Annotated in this window: 15 protein-coding genes and 1 pseudogene; 4 read left to right on the forward strand and 12 right to left on the reverse strand. The window is 65.1% G+C overall.

All coding sequences use genetic code 11. The annotated features are described in order from the left end of the window. Positions 1 to 30: 30 nt before the first annotated feature. The 9 genes from LRM40_RS02565 to gspG form a co-directional block, all read right to left on the reverse strand. Positions 31 to 570 carry a type II secretion system protein gene (locus LRM40_RS02565; protein ID WP_151125817.1) on the reverse strand — a complete coding sequence of 180 codons (540 nt, stop codon included), beginning with the start codon at positions 568 to 570 and terminating at the stop codon, positions 31 to 33. Beyond that, positions 567 to 2,891: a secretin GspD/PilQ domain-containing protein gene (locus tag LRM40_RS02570; protein ID WP_231067813.1), complete on the reverse strand. Its 2,325-nt coding sequence runs from the start codon at positions 2,889 to 2,891 to the stop codon at positions 567 to 569. The genes LRM40_RS02565 and LRM40_RS02570 overlap by 4 nt, the downstream gene beginning before the upstream one ends. Positions 2,892 to 2,995: 104 nt before the next feature. Then, positions 2,996 to 3,232, reverse strand: coding sequence for a hypothetical protein (locus LRM40_RS02575; protein ID WP_151125815.1), 237 nt, complete (start codon positions 3,230 to 3,232; stop codon positions 2,996 to 2,998). Positions 3,233 to 3,573: 341 nt separating this feature from the next. After that, positions 3,574 to 4,251 carry a GspMb/PilO family protein gene (locus tag LRM40_RS02580; protein ID WP_170288982.1) on the reverse strand — a complete coding sequence of 226 codons (678 nt, stop codon included), beginning with the start codon at positions 4,249 to 4,251 and terminating at the stop codon, positions 3,574 to 3,576. Beyond that, positions 4,248 to 4,838 carry a hypothetical protein gene (locus LRM40_RS02585; RefSeq protein ID WP_151125813.1) on the reverse strand — a complete coding sequence of 197 codons (591 nt, stop codon included), beginning with the start codon at positions 4,836 to 4,838 and terminating at the stop codon, positions 4,248 to 4,250. Before LRM40_RS02585 ends, LRM40_RS02580 begins: the two co-directional genes overlap by 4 nt. Next, complete coding sequence (locus LRM40_RS02590) at positions 4,835 to 5,782, reverse strand: hypothetical protein (protein WP_151125812.1); 948 nt, start codon at positions 5,780 to 5,782, stop codon at positions 4,835 to 4,837. The genes LRM40_RS02585 and LRM40_RS02590 overlap by 4 nt, the downstream gene beginning before the upstream one ends. Positions 5,783 to 5,786: 4 nt before the next feature. Next, positions 5,787 to 7,478 carry a GspE/PulE family protein gene (locus tag LRM40_RS02595; RefSeq protein ID WP_151125811.1) on the reverse strand — a complete coding sequence of 564 codons (1,692 nt, stop codon included), beginning with the start codon at positions 7,476 to 7,478 and terminating at the stop codon, positions 5,787 to 5,789. Next, the gene (locus LRM40_RS02600) at positions 7,475 to 8,662 is read right to left on the reverse strand and encodes a type II secretion system F family protein (protein ID WP_170288981.1); all 1,188 of its coding nucleotides are present in this window, start codon (positions 8,660 to 8,662) and stop codon (positions 7,475 to 7,477) included. Before LRM40_RS02600 ends, LRM40_RS02595 begins: the two co-directional genes overlap by 4 nt. A 40-nt stretch (positions 8,663 to 8,702) precedes the next feature. Beyond that, positions 8,703 to 9,137, reverse strand: coding sequence for a type II secretion system major pseudopilin GspG (gspG, locus tag LRM40_RS02605; RefSeq protein ID WP_151125809.1), 435 nt, complete (start codon positions 9,135 to 9,137; stop codon positions 8,703 to 8,705). A 331-nt stretch (positions 9,138 to 9,468) separates the two neighbouring features. On the opposite strand from gspG, the gene LRM40_RS02610 reads away from it, so the two are divergent. Then, positions 9,469 to 12,054, forward strand: a complete 2,586-nt coding sequence (locus tag LRM40_RS02610; protein ID WP_231067686.1) for an RHS repeat domain-containing protein — start codon at positions 9,469 to 9,471, stop codon at positions 12,052 to 12,054. 125 nt (positions 12,055 to 12,179) lie between these two features. Here LRM40_RS02610 and istB read toward each other — a convergent pair whose 3' ends face one another. Both istB and istA (LRM40_RS02620) read right to left on the reverse strand, forming a co-directional pair. Continuing rightward, positions 12,180 to 12,917, reverse strand: a complete 738-nt coding sequence (gene istB / locus LRM40_RS02615) for an IS21-like element helper ATPase IstB (RefSeq protein ID WP_151126053.1) — start codon at positions 12,915 to 12,917, stop codon at positions 12,180 to 12,182. 36 nt (positions 12,918 to 12,953) lie between these two features. After that, a complete protein-coding gene (istA, locus tag LRM40_RS02620) occupies positions 12,954 to 14,498 on the reverse strand; it encodes an IS21 family transposase (RefSeq protein ID WP_151126052.1) in 1,545 nt (514 codons plus the stop codon). Positions 14,499 to 14,564: 66 nt separating this feature from the next. Here istA (LRM40_RS02620) and LRM40_RS02625 point away from each other — a divergent pair, with 66 nt between their 5' ends. Beyond that, the gene (locus LRM40_RS02625) at positions 14,565 to 16,910 is read left to right on the forward strand and encodes an RHS repeat-associated core domain-containing protein (protein ID WP_231067687.1); all 2,346 of its coding nucleotides are present in this window, start codon (positions 14,565 to 14,567) and stop codon (positions 16,908 to 16,910) included. 64 nt (positions 16,911 to 16,974) lie between these two features. Next, complete coding sequence (locus tag LRM40_RS02630; protein WP_151125890.1) at positions 16,975 to 17,286, forward strand: hypothetical protein; 312 nt, start codon at positions 16,975 to 16,977, stop codon at positions 17,284 to 17,286. A 151-nt stretch (positions 17,287 to 17,437) separates the two neighbouring features. On the opposite strand, the pseudogene LRM40_RS02635 reads toward LRM40_RS02630, so the two are convergent. Then, positions 17,438 to 18,010: pseudogene (locus tag LRM40_RS02635) on the reverse strand (IS3 family transposase); the annotation flags it as partial. Positions 18,011 to 18,218: 208 nt separating this feature from the next. Between LRM40_RS02635 and istA (LRM40_RS02640) the strand changes: the two are divergent. Continuing rightward, positions 18,219 to 19,763 (forward strand): IS21 family transposase, encoded by a 1,545-nt coding sequence (gene istA / locus LRM40_RS02640; RefSeq protein ID WP_151125892.1) that lies wholly within the window; start codon positions 18,219 to 18,221, stop codon positions 19,761 to 19,763. The last annotated feature ends 18 nt before the right edge of the window (positions 19,764 to 19,781 follow it).

The raw sequence follows: 19,781 nt of genomic DNA on the forward strand, positions 1-19,781 counted from the left end.
GCTGCATCACCACTGTCCTCACCACTGTCCTCACCACTGCGCATAGGGCACACCATTCAGGCCTGTGAGCTTGGAGCGGCTGTAGACGTCATACACATCGTCCCCGGCCCGCGGGTCGGTGGCCTCGCTCTCGTAGCTGCGCAGCCCCCATTGCTGATCCGGTGGCGTGCGCTCGTCTCCGGGATAGAAGGGGTCGCGAGGAATGCGCCGCAGGAAGTAGATCTTGCGGTGATGCGCGTCCTGCCAATCTTCGGCGCCGTCGACCAGCGCATTCAGCGTGGTGGGGTAGCCGTTGGACCCCATGCGCACCACGATGCGTCCATCCTGGACCGCCAGGCGGTAGGCGTCAATGGCCTGGCGGATTTCTCGCAGGCTGAGGCGAAGTTCGGCCTCTCGCTGGCGCGTCACCGCCACCTGGGCCAGCGGCACGACGCTGCTCGCCAGCGCGGCCAGCAGCGCCAGGGTCACCAGCATTTCGATCAAGGTGAAGCCCCTTGGGCGAGCAGCGGGTAGGCCGCAACTCAGGGCCTCTGCGAACACGATCTGACCCTGGCTCTTTGGGGTGCTCATTGGACCTGCAGCGACAAAGGCGCCGGACGGGCCACCGACAGCGCTTGACCCTGGGAATCCACCGGTGCCGCCTTGACCACCACCAGCTGAGAGCCCATCACAGCCGAAGCCTGTCGGGCCCGCAGAGACAGCACCGCCAGAGGGCCCGCCTGGGCCGAGCCCTCCTTGGGCCACTTGACCTGAAGAGACACCTGCCCACTGCCGTCGATGCGCGAGGTCAGCTCCGCACCGCTGCCCAGGGCCTTGAATTCATCGGCAGCGCTCACCAGGTAGGGCTGCAGCACCGAGGGATCGAACTCCAGCACCAGGGGCATCTCGGCCGGCACATGCTCGCCCTCCAGGCTCAGCTGCACCTTGAAGTCTTCTCCGGCCTTGACCTTGGCCGGTCCGCTCCAGACCAGCCTGAGCTTGGGTGGTTCGGGAGGGACGGCCTCGATGGGCTTGTCGAGGGCTGCGCCCGCGCCCGGTGGCAGGCCCCCAGCGCCTGCCTGCGTCGAAATGCCTGAGGATGTGCCTGCGGATGTGCCTGTGGATGGGCCCGCAGGTGTGTTCGCGGCCGCGGCGTTCGATGCCCCGGCGTTGCTGGGCCAGGGACGCAGGCGGTTCTCGGTGCCCGAATCGAACTCCTGCTCCTGTGCCCCAGGGCGCCGGATGTTGCGCAGGATGTGCGGTGTGATCGAGAGCACGATCTCGGTCTTGGTGTGGTCTTTGGACTGTTCGCCGAAGAGACGGCCGACGAGGGGCAGATCCCCCATCCCGGGGAGCTTCTTCGCCGTCTTGCGGTCCTCGTCGTTGATCAGGCCCGCCAGGATCTGGTTCTCGCCATCCTTGAGGCGCAGCGTGGTCTGTGCGGTGCGGGCCCCGATCTGGTAGATGAGCGCGCCCGACTGTGTCTGCTGCTGCTTGGTGATGCTGCTGACTTCCAGGCCGATGTTGATCGCCACCTCGTTGTCCACGTAGATGGTGGGCTCCACGTCGAGCTTCAGGCCGACGTCCAGGTAGTTGATCGACTCGGTCGAGACCCCGGTGGAAGTGACGTTGGTGGTGATGGTGGGCACGCGGTCACCGATCAGGATCTTGGCCTTTTCCCGGTTGCGCACGCGGATGCGCGGGTTGGCCAGCAGGTTCGTGTCGGAGTCCTGGGCCGTGGCGGAGACCGAGGCCGAGGCCCCGGTCACGCCGATGGTGGAGCGGTTGAGGTTGCGCAGGTCGTTGAGCGTGATGGCGCCGCTGCTGCTGGACGAGGAGGACAGCGGCGCGAAGCCGAGCTGCTCGGGCCAGGCAACCCCCAAGTCCAGCAAACGTCCACGCTTGACCTCCAGGATCTCCACATCGAGCATCACCTCGGGGGCCGGCACGTCATGCAGGGCCACCAGCTTCTCGGCCAGGCGCACCGCCTCCGGGCTGTCTCGCAGGATCACCATGTTCAGGCTCTCGTCGACCACGACGTTGCGGCTCTTGAGCAGGGTGCGCAGCGTCTCGCCCACCCGCTTGGCATCGGCATTGGCCAGGTAGAAGCTCTTGACCACCATGGGCTGGTATTCCTGCTGCTTGGTGGAGATGGCCGGGTAGATCAGCATGGTGTTGGCGTCGAGCTCCCGGCCTTCCAGCTGGTTGGTCAGCAGCAGCCAATTGACGGCCGCCTCCACCGTGCTGTTGCGCAGGTAGATCGAAGCGCGCTGATCCACCCGGACCTCCTTGTCAAACAGGAAGTTGAGCCCGGCCGTGCGGGAGATCACCTCGAAGATCGTCTGCAGCGGCGCATCCCGGAACTCCAGGTTGATCGGCTGGCGGTAGGCGGCCGCCAATCGGCCCGCGCTACGGCTCTTGCGTTCCTGTTCTGCCGTGCGCTGATCGATCTGCTGGGCCAGAAGCGCCAACTCGGTGTCATGGGGGGATTCCTGACGCAGCTGCACCAGATCGGCCCGTGCGGCCACCCAATCGGCTTGATCGATCTCGTTCTGCACGCGGGCCAGCTGCGCATCGCGTCCCCGCAGCCGTTCAACCTGGCGCAGCCCTTCCAGCGCGCGGTCCTGGGCCTGTGACTGGGTCAGCAGCGCACGGTAGGCACCGTCGGCCTCGTCCCACTTCTTGGCCTTGAGCGCCTGGTCGGCCCGGTTCAGGGCCTGCTGGATCAGCTGCTCGCGGGCGCGCAGCAGCCCGGCACGGTACTCGGCCGAGCCGGGCTCCAGGCGATTGGCCTCTTCCAGCTTGCCGAGTGCTGCCACAGGCTGGCCTGAGGCCATCAGGGCCTGGCCTTCGCTGTAGGCCTGCTCGGCAGCGCACCCCCCCATGGCCAGCAACACGGCGGCCAGCAGCACGGCCAGCAAGACTGCCGGTATCGGGGTCTCAAACAGCCCTTGCCTGGCGCGAGATTTGAGCGGAAGTGGATTGGTCAAGGACATGGGTCGGTTCCGGAAGGCGCTCATTCGCCGATGTCGAGCGACTGTTCCTGTTGAAGAGGCAAGTAGCGCAGCGTCAGGCGCGGAGGCTCAATGCGCAGGACCTGGTAGGTGTCCAACAGCTTCTCTCCCTGGCGAGCCACCACAAAGCCACTGCCGGTGCCCAGGTAGACCTCCCAGTGGCCATCCTGTTGCTTCTTGCCCAGGAAGCTGAAGGGCAGTGGCGGCGCCGTGGGTGGTGGCGGTGGCGCCGGCTCCACCTTCGGGGGCGGCGGCTGCCAACTGCGTACCGCGAAGATGTCCTTGAAGGACGCCGGCGAGGAGGCAGCATCGGAGGCCCTGTCGGACGCCGCGTGGACGGTCTCGGACGCAACAGATGCCGCTGAGGCAATGGACCGTCCAGGCGAAGGTGTGGCATCCGCTGCGCTTGCCGCCCTTGGGCCTGGGCCGGGACGAACCACTTGCGGCGCGCGTGCGTTCACGACCTGGGTGTCCGTCGACGTGGCTGACCCGAGGTGCTCACGCAGGTTCAGCCCCAGCAGGATCAACAGGAGAGCGCCCCAGAGCCACCCCCGACGCCCCATGGTTGTCCGTGTGGCTTTCATGGCCGGGCCCCCTGCACGAGAGGCGCTGAAGCGCCGGCCATGGGAGCCAACGACTCGTCCGGGTCACGGCGGTACCAGAGCGAGAGCTGTGTCGTCATCTCGAGATCGCTGTCGCCTACCGCATTGCGCTTGAAGCTCAGTCGATCCACGGTGAGGTTGGGCAGCTCGCGCTGCGCCGCCACCAGCCAGGCCCGCACCGGCGGGTAGCGGCCCTTGAGGGGCACATTCAGCCGCAGCCGCCCCAGGGCGGGGGCTGCGGCCTCGTAGGCGAAGTCCGTGCGGACCAGGCTGATTTGCTGCGCTTGTGCGAGCACGCGCAAGCGCTCGATCTCTGCGGTCAAGTCTGCTTTGGTTGGCAGCTGCGCCGGGGATTGCAGGGCCATCGCCTCATCGACAAGCAGGGGCGGCTTCGTGGCGTCGGCGGTGGTGAATTCTGGCGACGAAGCCGCCGCGGCAGCCTGCTCCCAGCTTGCTCGCTGCGCGGCCAGAGCCCTTGCGTCCTGCTGCAACCATGCCTGACCGGGCCATGCCAGCAGCAGGTTGCCCAGGATCAGGCCCAGGCACAGCACCGAGACCCAGCCATGGCGCCAGACCCAGAGTTCGGCACGGACCCGAACTGCCCCCAGAAGTGCCGACAGGGACACCGGCAGGCGGAACCGGTTCTCATCGTTCATGGCGCTCCCCCCGATGCGGCCATATCCGCCGGCGGTGGGAGCCCCCATTCAAACTGGGCCCGAGTGGGACGCTGAGCGTCCTGCTCATTGGTTTCGAAGCGGCGCCACTGGACGGCCGCCCCCAAGCGGCCTTCCAGCGCCGTGCCGTAGGCCAGAAGGGCCTGCCAGCTCCGGGCCTCGGCCTGCATGCGCACCGAGCGGCGCTCCGCATCCAACTCCAGGGACAGCAGGCCGATGTCCTCGCTGTCCTCCTCGGCCAGCAGATCCAGGCCCGCAGGCCAGGGTGCCTGCCTCAGGCGCTGCAGCGCCTGCATGGCACCGGCCTCCTCCAGAGAGGGTTTGGGAAGATCACGCAAGCGGCTTTGCCGTTCATCTTCTTGAATGGCAAAGCGTTGCGCCAGCGATCGCCTCTCTTCGTCGATCTCGCGATGCGACACGGCCAGCTGCCAGGACTGCAGGAGCAGCCACAACAGGGCACAAAGGCTCACGAGCCCCCACGCCCAACGCACCGTGCGGGAGCGGCCATACCCGAAGCTGGCCACCCGCCACGCGGCTTCCCCAAAGCGAACAGGACCCATGCGGCTCATGTCGGTGCCTTTGACGTGGGCTGCGCAAGGTTGGCGCCACCAGTGAGGCCAGCCATGCGCTGGACTTGGGCCAAAGGAAGGAGCGCGGCCACCCAGGCATCCTGTTGAGGTGGCGCGGCCGTCAACTTCAGCGCATCGAACAGGGCAGACCAGGCCGGTGGCTGGGACACGACGCAGGTCCTCTCACCCAGCACCAAACTCTGGAAACCCGGCAGCCGCGCGAGGCCAGGATGCAGGGCCAGCACCCCCACTGGCGCTTGGACATCCAGGCCAGCGCGCACGCTGTCTCCCTGCAGGTTCAGGCAGGCTTGCTCCAGCACGTCGGTCAGCAAGGGCTCGCCCCCCTGCGGTGTCTCCGTCAGACGGATGCTGTGCAGCCACCTCAAGCGGCCCGCCTGCCAGGCCACCCAGGTGAACAGGCCAGGCGTCCAGAACCCTTCCCAGACCACCTCACCGGAGACAGCGGTCGCCCTGCGCAAGCCTGACAACAGCGTGCTCAAGGCGGTCTCCACGGGAACGGACCGTCCCAAGCCCATGTGCACCCCGTCGATCAACCACGCCGGCAATGCGCAGCACAGAAACGGTCGCCCCAGCTGCCAGTCGGCCTCCATGACCCAGCCGGACATCGGGCCGAACATCGGCCCGAACATCTGCTCTGCGCGCGCCCGGGCCACCGCCTGCAGCTCGGCCAGGGATTGCAGCCCGGCGGGCGGGTCCACCACCCAGTGCCGGGCCAGTCCGTCGGCCACCACGACCTGGGCCACTGTTGCGGAGCGCAGCGACAGCCCGGCCACGGCAGACGCGAGTGCCGACGCCAGATCAAGGGGGGCCGTGGCCTGAGGAGGCTCGGTCCGGTAGTCCCTCACCTGCACGGCAAGGTTTTCGGGGCCCACCGGCCTCGCCGGCAGTGAGACCAGCGACGATGCGCCGATGCCGATCACCACGGACTCACGCCGCCATCGTGACACGCCGCATCTCCTCCAACGTGGTCTTGCCCTGCAGCACCAGCCGCAGGGCAGCGTCGTGCAGGCTCCGGGTGCCTTTGCGGTAGGCGGCTTCCTTGATGTCCTTGACGGCGACCCTGCGGATCACCAGGTCGCGCAGTTCGTCGTCCAGGCGCAGGATCTCGGCAATCGCCTGCCGGCCCTTGTAGCCGGTGCCGCGGCAATCGCCACAGCCCCGTCCCCGCACAAAGCTCGCGCCGACCACCATGGGGGCAGTCAGGCCGTGCCTGGCCAGCTCCTCAGCGTCCGGATGGTGGGTTTGTGCGCAGCGCGGGCAGTTCACCCTCAACAGCCGCTGGGCCCAGATGCCATTGAGGGCGGACGCCAGGGCGTAGGGGTCCAGCCCCATGTGCGTGAAACGGCTGAAGACGTCGAACACATTGTTGGCGTGCACGGTGCTCAACACCAGGTGACCTGTCAGGGCCGACTGCACCGCGATCTCGGCGGTCTCCTGGTCCCGGATCTCGCCGATCATGATCTTGTCCGGGTCATGGCGCAGGATGGAGCGCAGCCCACGGGCAAAGGTCAGACCTTTGCGCTCGTTGACCGGGATCTGCAGCACGCCTTGCAGCTGGTACTCCACCGGGTCTTCGATGGTGATGACCTTCTCCTGCCCGGTGCGCGATTCGGTCAGCGCGGCGTACAGCGTGGTGGTCTTGCCCGAGCCCGTGGGGCCGGTCACCAGGACCATGCCGTGTGGTGCCTCCAGCAAGTCCCGCAGGCTGCGCAGGGCGATGTCGTCGAACCCCAGGGCGGTCAGTGATAGCGCGCCATGGGCCTCGACCAGGGCCTGCTTGTCCAGGATGCGCAGCACCGCATCTTCCCCGTGGATGCTGGGCATGATGGACACCCGCAGGTCGATGTCCCGTCCTTGGGCTGACACCCGGAAGCTCCCGTCCTGCGGGACGCGGCTTTCTGCAATGTCGAGCTCGGCCAGCACCTTGAGGCGGGTCATGACCTGGTCGGCCGTGGCATGGCCCTCCGGGCGCGCCATGCTCTCGAGCACGCCATCGATGCGGAACTTGATGTCCAGGCCCTGTGCGGTGCTCTCGAAATGGATGTCGCTGGCCCCTGCCCGCAAGGCGTCGTAGAGCATCGAGTTGACCAGCCGCACGGTCTGGCTCGTGGCCGCGGACAGGCTCTCAAAGGAAAGCACCTCGGATGAGAGCAGCCCGGATCCTGCCGAACCCGCGTCCTCACCTGGTGCCGTGGTCAGTTGCAGACTGTCCTGCGCCCGGGAGCGCGCCTCTTGTTGCTTCAGCCGGGCCCGGATGTCGGCCGGTGTGGCCAGCAGGAAGCGCAGGGGCGCCTGTGCCAGGGCTTCGAGTTGGGTGATCAAGTGGCTGGCCAAAGGGTCGCCGATCACCGCGTCCTGCCAGGGTTCACCTGCCCGCCGCTGGAGAAGCAGGCATTCGAGCTGCTGCGCCCGGGCCAGCGGAAGCCGCTGCAGGTCCAGCTCGTGCCCTTGCAGCGCTTCGGAGCGCACGGGCGTCAGCCCGGCGACCTCGGCCAATCGGGGCAGGCAGGCAGCCTCGTCCAGGCTCAGGTGTTCGGCCACCTGCGCCAGGGTGCCGCGCGTGTCCTGGCGCGTCAGAGCGCGCAGGAAGCGCTGTAGATCTCGGGTGTCCTGACTCACTGCAGCGACCCCGCCAGCTCAAAGATCGGCATGTACAGCAGCACGACGATGGCCCCGATCACCAGACCGATCGCCGCCATCAGCACCGGCTCGAAGACCTTGGAGAAGCGCTCGATCCAGCGTGAGGCCTCGTCCTCGAAGAAGGTGGCCGTGCGCACCAGCATCTCGCCGAGTTGGCCGGACTTCTCTCCGACTTTGAGCAGGCGCTGCGCCAGGACGGTGGTCAGGCCTTCCTGCTGAAGGCTGTCGGTCAGCGCCTCGCCTTCGCTGACCCGCTGCGCCACGCGCTGCAGGGCCTGGCGGCGGTCCTGGCTCAAGGTTTGCTCGCTGAGCCGCAGGGCCGCGAGAATCGGCAGGCCGCCCTGCAGCAGCATGCCCAGGGTGAGGTACAGCCGCGAGATCTCCAGCGCTTCGAGCTTGGGCGCCGCCCCCGGCAGGATGCTGAGCAAGCGCCACCAAGTGCCGTCGCGCAGGTGCCGACGAACGCGGACCATGAGCGCCAAGACCAGACTCACCGTCGCCGCAAGCACGAGCCAGCGGTGGTCCCCCAGGAAGGTGCCCGTGTCCAGCAGCAGCCGTGAAGCCCAGGGCAGTTCCTTGCCCCCACTGCGGTAGACCTGGGCGAAGCGGGGCACGACGTAGCCCATCAAGAACGCGGCCACCCCGGCGCCCACCCCAGCGAGGATGACGGGATAGATGGCTGCACTGACCAGCTTCTGCCGCAGTGAGGTCAGCCGCCCCTCGTAGTCGATGAAGCGCTCCAGCGCCTGGGGCAGCTCGCTGGTCATTTCCGCCGAGCGCACCAAGCCCACCAGCAGGGGCGGGAAAATCTCTGACTGCTGGGCCATGGCTGCAGACAGACGATACCCCTGCTCCACGGCCTTGAGCAGGGTGGCCAATACCTCATCGCCTGCCCCGGTACCTTTCTTTTGCCGGAGCAATTCCAAGGATTCCCTGACATTGAGACCCGCGGTCAGCAGGGCATGCAATTCCTGGCAGAACAGGACCAGATCGATGGAGCGAGATACCCCCCAAAGCGAGGATCGATTTCGCTCGGGGTGAATATCGACCGTCGTCCAGCCTTGCTGGGTCAACTGCAGTTTGGCGGAATCCAGATCCGTCGCCTCCACCCAATGGGTGGCCAAGCGCCCATTGGCATCCATGGCTCGGGCACGGAATTTCACGAATTGGGCCTGGTAGGAGTTGGCTTGCTGGAACGACGGCTCAATTGCCGATGTCGGCGGACTCGCCTTCACCACCCTGAACACCATCCTTGCCATAGGACAGGATCTCGAAATCCTGCCCATTCGCTCCGGGAGCTCGGTAGTGGTAGGCGTTGCCCCAGGGGTCCAGGGGGATGGCGCGTTCCATGTAGGGGCCATTCCACCTGGTGGCGCCTGCAGGGCGCTCCACCAGTGCCGTCAGGCCTTCCTGAGTGGAAGGAAAAGCGCCCACATCCAAGCGGTAGGTGTTGAGGGCGCGGCCGAAGGCCTGGATCTGTGAGCGGGCCACCGTCTGCTCTGACCTGCCCAGCTGAGCGAAATACTTGGGCCCCACATAAGCGGCAAGCAAACCGATGATCACGATGACCACCAGGAGCTCCAGCAAGGTGAACCCAGCCTGCGCCTTCCCAACGCGAGAGGCAAGGGGTCCAGCCATCCGGTGGGACCCGTCAGTCGCTCTATTCATGTGTACTTCTCCCTGACGGCGCGGATTCTCTCATCACCCTCGTGATTTTCCCATCCGACCTCGACAGGTAGGGCCGCCAACGCACGCCTGAGTGGCGTGTCAGATTATGCCGTCGTTAGTTTTGATGATGCGCTGATCGAGGGATCTCCGTGGCACGTCATTTTCATGAGCGACCAGAACCGATTGAGGTATCGTCCCCGCCTTCATGCATGACATAGAAGCGCCATGCCCAAGCAGTGGGGCGCAACAGGGGGGTCTGATGTTGAGTCGAGTTTTGAACAGGGTCTCGCGTGGGCGAGTCTTGGTTTTTCTGCTTGCGCTTTGCAGCAGTGTGGGTGCTCAGGCACAGGACGAAACCGCTTATACCCAGCAGGGCCAGCTGATCCGGGCCAATCAGGCCGTGACCGCGCTGGGGCCGGACCTGATGGGCGACAAGGTCAGCCTTTTCAATGGCTCCACCGAGTTTGTTCAGACCGATATCAGCCTGCCGGGGAATTTTTCGATCCCCGTGGAGCTGTCTCGTCGATACACGGTCTCCAATCAACGGGTGGCTTCCTACGCCTTTGGCGACTGGGATCTGAACATTCCGCACATCCACGGCATCTTCTCGGGCGCCACCGTTACCAACAAAGGCTGGGTGGTTCTCGGTGCCGGCAATGTGGTCACCAACAGCCGGTGCACCTACTTTGGTCCACCCGCTCCCGCTGTGAAGCGCAACACCGACATCGAGTGGGAGATCGACAACGTCTGGGGCGGCAACTTCCTGTATGTCCCGGGCGTGGGCGACGAGAAGATGCTCAAGCGTGATGCGGCATACACAGCCACACCGGCTGATGGCAATACCTATGGGGTAGTGACCAAGTCTAATTGGCAATTCCGGTGTACCACCATGGCATCTGATGGCGAGGGCTTCATTGGTCTGGCGCCGGACGGTACGACATATAACTTCGACAAGTTGGTCAGCCGCGATGCTCCTTGGCTCAGCTCTGTCGTTGGAAGCATGACGCGGTATGAAGTCTGGCTGCTGCCCACGCAGATCACCGACCGCTTTGGCAACTGGGTCAAGTTCACCTACGACACCACCAATCCGTGGAATCTGACCAAAATCTACTCGTCGGACGGTCGCGCCATTACACTGAACTACAGCGGTGGGAGTGTGACCTCGGCGACAGATGGAACAAGGACTTGGACCTATGCGTACACCAGTGGCTCGCTGACCCAGGTCACACTGCCTGATAACACTGCGTGGAAGTTCTCCATGTTGGAGCCAGGAACTCGGCCATCCGGAATTTCGGCGGGCAAATGCACCACTGGCGCAAATAGCACTTGGCAAGATGGTGATGGGATACCCACTGCAAATCCGGTAACCAGCACCATCACCCATCCTTCGGGCGCTGTGGGTAGTTTCACATTCCAGTGGGTCAGAGAGGGCAAGAACCTTCCATATAACGGCACACCTCAGTGCCCCGGGTCCCTCGTGGATGATGTTCGACAGAGCATCACTTACCCGGTCCGCGCGCTTACGCAGAAGTCTTTGACAGGCCCGGGCCTTGGAACCCAGAACTGGGCTTACACCTGGGACAGCACGCCGGGCAGTTGGTACTGCGGCTCAGGCTGTGTGGGGACAAAGGTCAACTTGGTTGCCGGGCCGACAGGCACCACCCGCTATACCTTTGGCAACAAGCTCATGAGCAACGAGGGCCAACTACTCTCGCAGGAGGACGGTTGGGACGGGTCTACCGCCTTGAAGAAGACGGTCAACTCCTATCGCGCAATGGCCGCGGGCCCCTATGTCAAGGTACCTGGCTGGAGTGGCAACGCCGCAGCTGACGACATGCAGGAAATCGCCTTCCTGCCACTGGAAAGGCGCGTCATCTCGCAGCAGGGGACGAACTTCACCTGGCAGGCAACGAGCTTTGACAGTACGGTGACCTTCCCGCGGGTGACGTCGGAAACCAAGTCGAGCGACCTGGGCTACAGCAAGACGGAGGGAACGAGCTACTTGGACAACACCACCAAGTGGGTGATGAGCCAGGTGAGTGCGCAGACCGTGGGAGGAACCACGGTGGCCAGCACGGAGTACGACCCAACGACCGCACTGCCGCTGAAGAAGTACGCCTTTGGCAAGCTGAAGGCCACGTACACCTACAACACGGACGGCACGCTCAAGACGGTGAAGGACGGACGCGACAACGTCACCACCTTCAGCAACTACAAGCGCGGCCTGCCGCAGAAGATCACCTACGCCGACAACAAGTACCAGCAGGCGGTGGTCAACGACCTGGGCCTGATCACCAGCCTGACCAACGAGGCGCTGACCACCACCAGCTACGACTACGACGCGGCCGGTCGGCTCAAGAGCATCACCTACCCCACGGGCGATGCGGTCACCTACAACAACACCACCCTGGTGTTCGAGCCGGTCACCACGGCCGAGTACGGCCTGCCTGCAGGCCACTGGCGCCAGACGGTCACCACCGGCAACGGGGTGACCAAGAACTACTTCGACGCGCTCTGGCGCAAGCGCGTCACGCTCAGCCAGGACACGGCGGTGGCCAGCACCCTGCGGGCTGCGCTGACCCAATACGACTCGGACGGTCGGGTGACCTTCCAGGGCTACCCGCAGGCCACGGTGCCTTCGATCACCGACACGCCCAAGGGCACGACCACGGTCTATGACCCGCTGGGCCGCGAGACCAGCCGCACCATCGACACCGAGCTGTCGCCGGCGCAGCGCACGGCCACCAATGTCTACCAGAGCGGCTTCACCACCCAGACCAAGGACTTCAACGGCAACGTCTCAACCTCGAGCTTTCAGGCCTACGACAACCCGGACAAGGCGGTGCTGGCCGGCCTGAGTGCGCATTCCACTGATGGCGGACAGTGATTCCATTCCCATCGCGGACAGCGTTCCAGGCGATGGCGGACACGTTGCGCGGGTGTCCTGAGTGACGCTCAAATCGTAGCCGAAGTGTCCGCCATCAGCGTGGAATGGCGGTCGGCGCGGCCGGCTCAGACGGCCTTTGCCAGCTTTCTCATCGACTCGCCCTTGAGGGCTATCTTGTGCGAGCCGTGCACGATGCGGTCCAGGATGGCGTCGGCCAGCGTGGGCTCGTCCAGCCAGGCGTGCCAGGCCGTCACCGGCAACTGGCTGGTGATGAGCGTCGAGCGCGCACCCACCCGGTCGTCGAGCAACTCCAGCAGGTCGTTTCGCTCGTGCGCGGCAATCGGCGCGATGCCGAAGTCGTCCAGGATGAGCAGGTCCAGCCGCGCCAGTTGCGCCAGCCGTTTGCCCAGGCTGCCATCGCCGTGGGCCACGTGCAACTCCTGCAGCAGCCGTGGCGCGCGGGTGTAGAGCACCGAGAAGCCCAGACGCGCGGCCTGCTGCCCCAGTGCGCAGGCAAGCCACGTCTTGCCGCACCCGGTGGCGCCGGTCAGCAGCACGTTGTGGCCATGGCGCAGCCAGTCGCCGCCGGCCAGGCTGGTGATGACCTCCCGGCCCAGGCCCCGGCTGGCGCGCCAGTCGATGTCCTCCAGGCAGGCACTGGAGACCTTCAGGCGGGCCGCCTTGAGCAGGCGCTCCAGGCGTTTGCTGTCACGCCAGTCCACCTCGCGCTGCACCAGCAGCGCCAGACGTTGTTCAAAGGGCAGTTCGCTGGCTGTGATGTGGGTGGCCGCGTCGCTGAGGGCGGCCACCATGCCGTCCAGGCGCAGGGCGCGCAGTTGGTTCAAGGTCTGTTCGTTGAGCATGGTTCTTCCTTGTTGGGTTTGCTTGCGCGTTGGAGCTCAGTGGTAGTAGTCCGGCCCGCGCACGTTCTCGTGCAGCGGCAGGCTCGCCTGTGCGGCCATCGGCGCATCCAGCGGCCGCTGGTCCAGGCCGCAGCCCAGGATGGAGGCGATGCTCTTGTAGGACGGTGAGCGAATCGACTGCGCCCGCGCACAGGCGGCCTCCAGCCGGTCAGCCCCGTACTCACGGCCCAGGCGCATGAGGCCCAGACAGGAGCGGTAACCCTGCTCGGGATGCTGGCGGTGCTCCATCTGCCAGCGCACCACGGCGGCGGTGGCCGCACCCACGCGCTCGCCCCAGGCGATGAGCTTGGCCGGCGTCCACTGCAGGTGCGCCCGGTGCGAGGCCGGCATGTGCTCAGGTGTGGTGGTGTGTGCACCCCGGCGGGGATTGAGGGCGTGGGCGGCCACCCGTTTGCCGCCATGCAGGACTTCGACCGTGCCGGCCGTGATGCGCAACTCCACCGGCTCGCCCACCAGGGCGTGGGGCACCGAGTAGTAGTGGCCATCGAGCTCGACGTGGTAATCGATGTTGACGCGGGCGGGTTTGAAGCGCGCGATGGGCATGCGCACCGCCGGCAGGGGGCGCAGGGCCGGCCGGTCAAGCTCGGCGAAGGCACTGGCGCGGTTGCCCGGCAGCTTCTTGAACGCGCGCTGGTTCAAGTCCACCAGCAAGGCGGCAATCGCCCGGTTGAGCTCGGCCAGGCTGAAGAAGGTCTGGTGGCGCAGCCGGGCCAGAATCCAGCGCTCGACCACCTGCACGGCGACCTCCACCTTGGGTTTGTCGCGTGGCTTGGCCGGGCGCGCGGGCATCACGGCCAGGCTGTAGTGCGCACAGAGTTCTTCGAGCAGGCGGTGCGCGGTGGGCTCGTAGCGGTCGGGGCGGGCCATGAGGGCGCGCGGCTGGTCGGGCACCAGCAGGCGGGGCACGCCGCCGATGAACTCCAGCGTGGCAATGATGCTGGCCACCCAGTCAGCGGCCTTCTGGCTGGCAGTGGCGCAGGCGTAGGTGTAGTTCGATGCGCCCAGCACTGCCACGAAGACCTGGGCCGGGCGTATCTCGCCGGTGCTGGCGTCCACGACGGGCACGGTCTGGCCGGCGTAGTCCACGAAGAGCTTGTCACCGCCCGAGTGGGTCTGGCGCATGGAGCGCTGCAGGCGCCGGGCCCAAGCCTTGTACTTCTCGCAGAAGGCGCTGTACTTGTACGCCTGACCGCTGTGCTGTTGCTGGTATTCCTCCCACAGCAGCTGCAGCGTCACGCCAGGTCGGCGCAGTTCGCGGTGGATGTGGGCGTGGTCGGGTTCGAGGTGCCGGGACTCGCGCGCCACGGGTGGCTTGTAAAGCCGGGCCTGGAGTTCGTCGTCGTTCAGGCTCTGGGCCGTAGCCCAGTCCACGCCGGCCACGCGCGCGTAGCTGGCTATCTCGCTGACAGTGGATTTGGAGATGCCGAGGGCGGCACCGATTTGACGGGTGCTCAAGGCCCCGCGGTGCAGCAGTTGCAGTGTGTGTCGTAGTTTGCTCATGGTGACCCTGGGTGTGGGCATCGCTGGCTCCGGTCAAAAAAACCGGGCAGCGTATGCCGCGTTCGGGTCACTCAGAACACCCCGCAGGTGTCCGCCATCAGTTTGGAATGCTGTCCGCCTTCAGCGTGGAACACTGTCCGCCATCATGGTGGAACACTGTCCGCCATCAGCGTGGAATCGTGTCCGCCATCGCGTGGAATACGCAGCCTGAGCGGCCCTGAGGGCCTGAACCTGAAGATTTACCGCGATGCCTTCGGCGCCACCACGTCGATGGTCAAGAGCGGCACCAGCGGTGGTGCCACCACCAGCGTCACCCGCAGCTACGTCTACGACAGCTACCACCAGCTGTGCAAGACGGTGGAGCCGGAGCTGGGCGCGACGGTGCAGGACTGGGACGCCGCAGGCAACCTGGCCTGGCGCAGCGGAGGGGTCTCGCTCACCAGCACCGGCAGCTGCGACACCGCCAGCGTGGCCGCGGCCCGGAAGATCAGCTACGGCTACGACGCCCGCAACCGCCTGACCAGCACCACCTTCGGTGACGGCAGCCCCGCCATCACCCGCACCTACACCGACGACGGGCTGATCGCCACCCTCTACACCGACCCGACCACGGCAGGTGGCACCAACTACAACAACTGGACTTACGAGTACAACAACCGCCGCCTGCTGACCAAGGAAACCCTCAACATCGGCACCTCGGCGTTTCCTCTGACCTGGGGCTATGACGCCAACGGCAATGTCTCGGCCCTGACCTACCCCGATGGGGCGCTGGTCAACTTCAGCCCCAATGCGCTGGGCGAGCCCACCGCGGCCAATGCCCGCGTCTCTGGCGCCACTTACTGGCCCAACGGCGCAGTCAAGAGCTACACCCTGGGCAATGGCATCACCCACACCGTGAGCCAGAACGTGCGCGGCCTGCCCAGCCAGATCACCGACGGCAGCGTGCTCAGCGACCAGTACAGCTACGACGCCAACGGCAACGTGCTGGGCATCACCGATCTGATCGACGGCTCGTCCACGCGCACCATGCAGTACGACGGGCTGAACCGCCTGAAGACCGCCAATGGCATCTGGGGCAGTGGCAGCTACACCTATGACGTGCAGGACAACATCCGCAGCAGCACGGTGGGCTCGCGGGTGCTCACCCACAGCTACGATGCCGCCACCAACCGGCTCACCACCGTCGCCGGCACCGGGGCCAGCCTGGCCTACGACTATGACGCCAACGGCAACATCAGCAGCCGCAGCAGCAACGGCACGCCTCAGGCCCTGGTGTTCGACCTGGGCAATCGGCTCAAGCAGACCACCGGCGTCGCCAGCTACACCTACGATGGCAACGGTCGCCGCGTCTCGGCCTGGAACAACGCGGACAGCACCACGCAGCAGTACGTCTACGACCACACCGGGGTGCTGAGATTCCAGCGCAACTGGGCCAGTGGCACCAAGAAGGACACCAAGTACCTGTACCTGGGCAACCGGCTTGTGACGGAGGTCAACTCCGCTGGGACCTACACCCACGAGGACGCGCTGGGCAGCCCGGTGGCCCGCACCAACGACTCCGCCGCGCTCATCAGCAAGACCCGCTACGAGCCCTACGGCAATGTGGCTTCGGGCTTTGTACCGACCAAGCCCGACAACATCGGCTTCACCGGCCACGTCTTCGACAGCAACACCGGCCTGGTGCAGATGCAGCAGCGGTACTATGACCCCATCGCCGGGCGCTTCCTGAGCACCGACCCCGTCCTCGCCGATGTCAGCAACGGCGGCAACTTCGGCAGGTATACCTATGTTTCAAACAATCCATTCTCGCGCATCGATCCAGACGGGCAACTGGATTGCGCCAGCATGGGAGGGAATTGCACTGTAATCTCCGCTGGCTTTAGCGAAAAGTCACACACCGCGCTTGATATTGCTAGCTTTCAACCCGGAGCAATAGGGGCCATTGCAGCAGGTGCCAATGGAATCCTGTATCTTGTGGAAGGAAATCTTCCAGAGGCAGTTATCAACGGTGGATCTGCTGTCTTGGGTATCGCTTCTGACGCAGGAGTTGTAAAGGCCACCGTGGTGGCTCTGGTTCGATTCAAGAGTATAGGAGAGGCTGCCAGTGGAGCAGGGGCGCTGGAAAGGGTCATCGCTCGAAATGGCGGTGAGCTGGTTGACGGTGGAGCGCGGTTCGCGACACGTCGGGACGCGCGCCAGGCAGCGTCAGAGTTGGCGGGAAATCTTGGCTCTGATGCTCAAGCAATTCGAATGCGAGACTTTAGGCAGTCGAATGTACCTTGGGGTCTCAAGGATTCCAACCGGGTCATCGGTAGGCGCTCTGCAGATGGCTCTACTGGTTGGCGAGATGATTTCCTTGGTCACCCGCAGTTCGATATGGGCCCTCACGTGAATGTGTGGAACGGCGACCAAAGCCTGCATTTCTTCTATTGAATTGAAAATGAAAATATTTAGGCGCTATCGCTGTGACTTCGAGCATGAATGGGTTGTGCAAAGAATGAGCGACGAGGCGGAGCAGCCTGCTGATACGTTTTGTCCTGAAGGTCATCCGGCTGTCACTTGCCGAGAGGAACTGCCCGTCGAAGATGTGCAGATACTTATTACCCCAGCGGCGCGTATCGTGGATCCATTGAGGAAGCAGAGAATTCTTGATGATCGTTATTTACTTTCTCTTTTGGATAAATCAGGCGTCGAGCTTTGCTCGACAAAAGATAACTATGACTGGGAAGCAATCGTGAAGTTTGCGGCCTTCTTCAAGGGAAAGTCGCGTGAACAAGCGTTGACTTGGTGGCGCAAGCGCCGCTTATAGTTTGACAAGCTGTCATGTCCCGGATTAGTGGCCGCCTCAGTGTACGGTATGCGATCCTTATGGGGCGAAGGAGCTGATGGCAGATAACCTGCTCCCCCTGGGCCGTACTAATGTGAAATAGCAAGGGTGTCCCGGTGACCCTGCACCCGATTCAGTACCGTTCAGAAGTGGAAACTTCTGGCTCTTCAGGTATCGCAGCGCTGGGTGTTGACCGGCAGCTGCGGGCGAAATCCGCTGGAGTGGACCATCCTAGCGCGGAGTGGGGTCGGTTCTCGTTATAGTCCGCGCGCCAGGCTGCGATCTTTGCCTTGGCGTCGTCCAGCGACAAGAACCAATGCGTGTTCAGGCACTCCTGCCGCAGGCGGCCATTGAAGCTCTCCACCCGGGCGTTATCGGTGGGCTTGCCGGGGCGGCTGAAGTCAAGTTCGACCTGTCGCTCATAGCCCCAGCGGTCCATGGCCTTGGAGATGAACTCGCTGCCGTTGTCCGTCTTGATCGTCTTGGGCGAGCCGCGCTCGGCACAGATGCGATTCAGGCTGTTGACCACGTCTTCTCCCTTCAGGCTCTGTCCGACGTCGATGGCCAGGCATTCACGCGTGTAGCAGTCCACCACCGTCAGCATGCGCAACTTGCGGCCATCGAACGGAGCATCGGCCACGAAGTCCATGCTCCAGAGCTCGTTGGGCCTTGAGCACAATTGCTTGGGTTGTGTCACCGACCGGCGTAATGGAGCCACTTCGTGATCGGCATATTGGAGCCAGCCGATGATCGGCGTTATGGCGCCAGTGCGTGATCGCCGTATTGGAGCCAGGGGCGGATCGGCGTAATGGAGCCAGTCTGCGCTGACTGAACAGCCTCCCGAATCGATACGGGCCATCTCTACCCTGTGGGCTTTTGCCTGGAGACAGGGGATGGCCCGCAGGAGATTCGAGATGCATCACTACCGACAGGCCCTGCTGCGCATGCGTCAGGGTGACTCCGACCGGGATATCGCCGAGGCCAAGATCATGGGTCGGCGCAAGGCGGGCCACTGGCGTGCGCTGGCCCAGGCGCATGGCTGGATGGATGCTCAGGCGCCGCTGCCCGACGATGAGGCTGTGGCGGCCGCCCTGCAGCCACCCAAGCGTGCCAGCACCACCGTCTCCAGCCTGGAAGAGCATCGCGCGAAGGTGGCCAGCTGGGTCGAGCAGAACGTGCCCGGCACAGCCATCCACCAGGCGCTGCAGCGCCAGTATGGCTGGACGGGCAGCTACTCGGCCGTGCGCCGCATGGTCGCCGGCATCCGCGCCAGCTTGCCCCCAGAGGTCACCTGCCGGCTGGACTTTGCCCCGGGCGAAGCTGCCCAAGTGGACTTCGGTGCCGGCCCCATCTTGCTGCACCCGGACGGCAAGCCCCGACGTACCTGGGCCTTCGTGATGACCCTGGCGCACAGCCGCCACCAGTACCTGGAGTTCGTCTGGGACCAGACGGTGGCCACCTGGCTGGGCTGCCACCGCCGAGCCGTCGAGTGGTTCGCCGGCGTGCCCGAGCGCATCGTCATCGACAACGCCAAGTGCGCGATCACGAAGGCTTGCGCCCAGGACCCGGTCGTGCAGCGCGCTTACGCCGAGTGTGCCGAGGGCTACGGCTTCAAGATCGACCCATGCCCGCCGCACGACCCGCAGAAGAAGGGCATCGTCGAAGCCGGTGTCAAGTACGTCAAGGGCAACTTCCTGCCGCTGCGCGAGTTCCGTGACCTGGCCGACCTCAATGCCCAGGCCAAGGCGTGGGTCATGGAGACGGCGGGCCAGCGCATCCACGGCACCACGCGCCAGCCACCGCTGGCGCTATTCGCCCTGGAGCAGCCGCTCTTGAAGCCACTGCCGGCCATCGCGCCAGACCTGGGCACTTGGCACCGGGTGAGCGTGCACAAGGATTGCCACGTGCAACTCGAGCGCATCTTGTACTCGGCCCCGTTCGCGCTGGTGGGCAAGACGCTGTGGCTGCGGGCCACCGACGCGGCCGTGGCCCTGTACGAGGACTACCGACATGTGGCTACGCACCCGCGAGGGCAACGCCCCGGCCAGCGGGTCACCTGCAAGGCGCACCTGCCGCCCGAAGCCCAGGCCTTCTTCGCCAAGGACCGCCAGTGGTGTGTCAATCAGGCCGTGCAAGTCGGGCCCCAATGCCGCGCGCTCATTGAGCGGCTGCTGGCAGACAACGTCCTGGAGCGGCTGCGGGCTGCCCAGGGCGTTCTGGGCCTGCTCAAGCCCTATGGCGCCAAGCGGCTGGAGGCCGCCTGCGCACGTGCCCTGGCGCACGACTCGCCGCACTACCGCACCGTCAAGACCATCTTGAGCACGAAGGCTGATGTGCAGGCTGCTCAAGCCGACAGCCACACCCCGCCAGCCTATGCCGGTGCCAACCGCTTCACGCGGCCTGCTGCCGAACTCTTCCCCGCTCCAACCCCAAACCCGCAGCCCAGCGCGCTGCATTGACCACCCAAGGAGATCGCC

This window comes from Ideonella dechloratans (assembly GCF_021049305.1).
Lineage (GTDB): Bacteria > Pseudomonadota > Gammaproteobacteria > Burkholderiales > Burkholderiaceae_C > Ideonella > Ideonella dechloratans.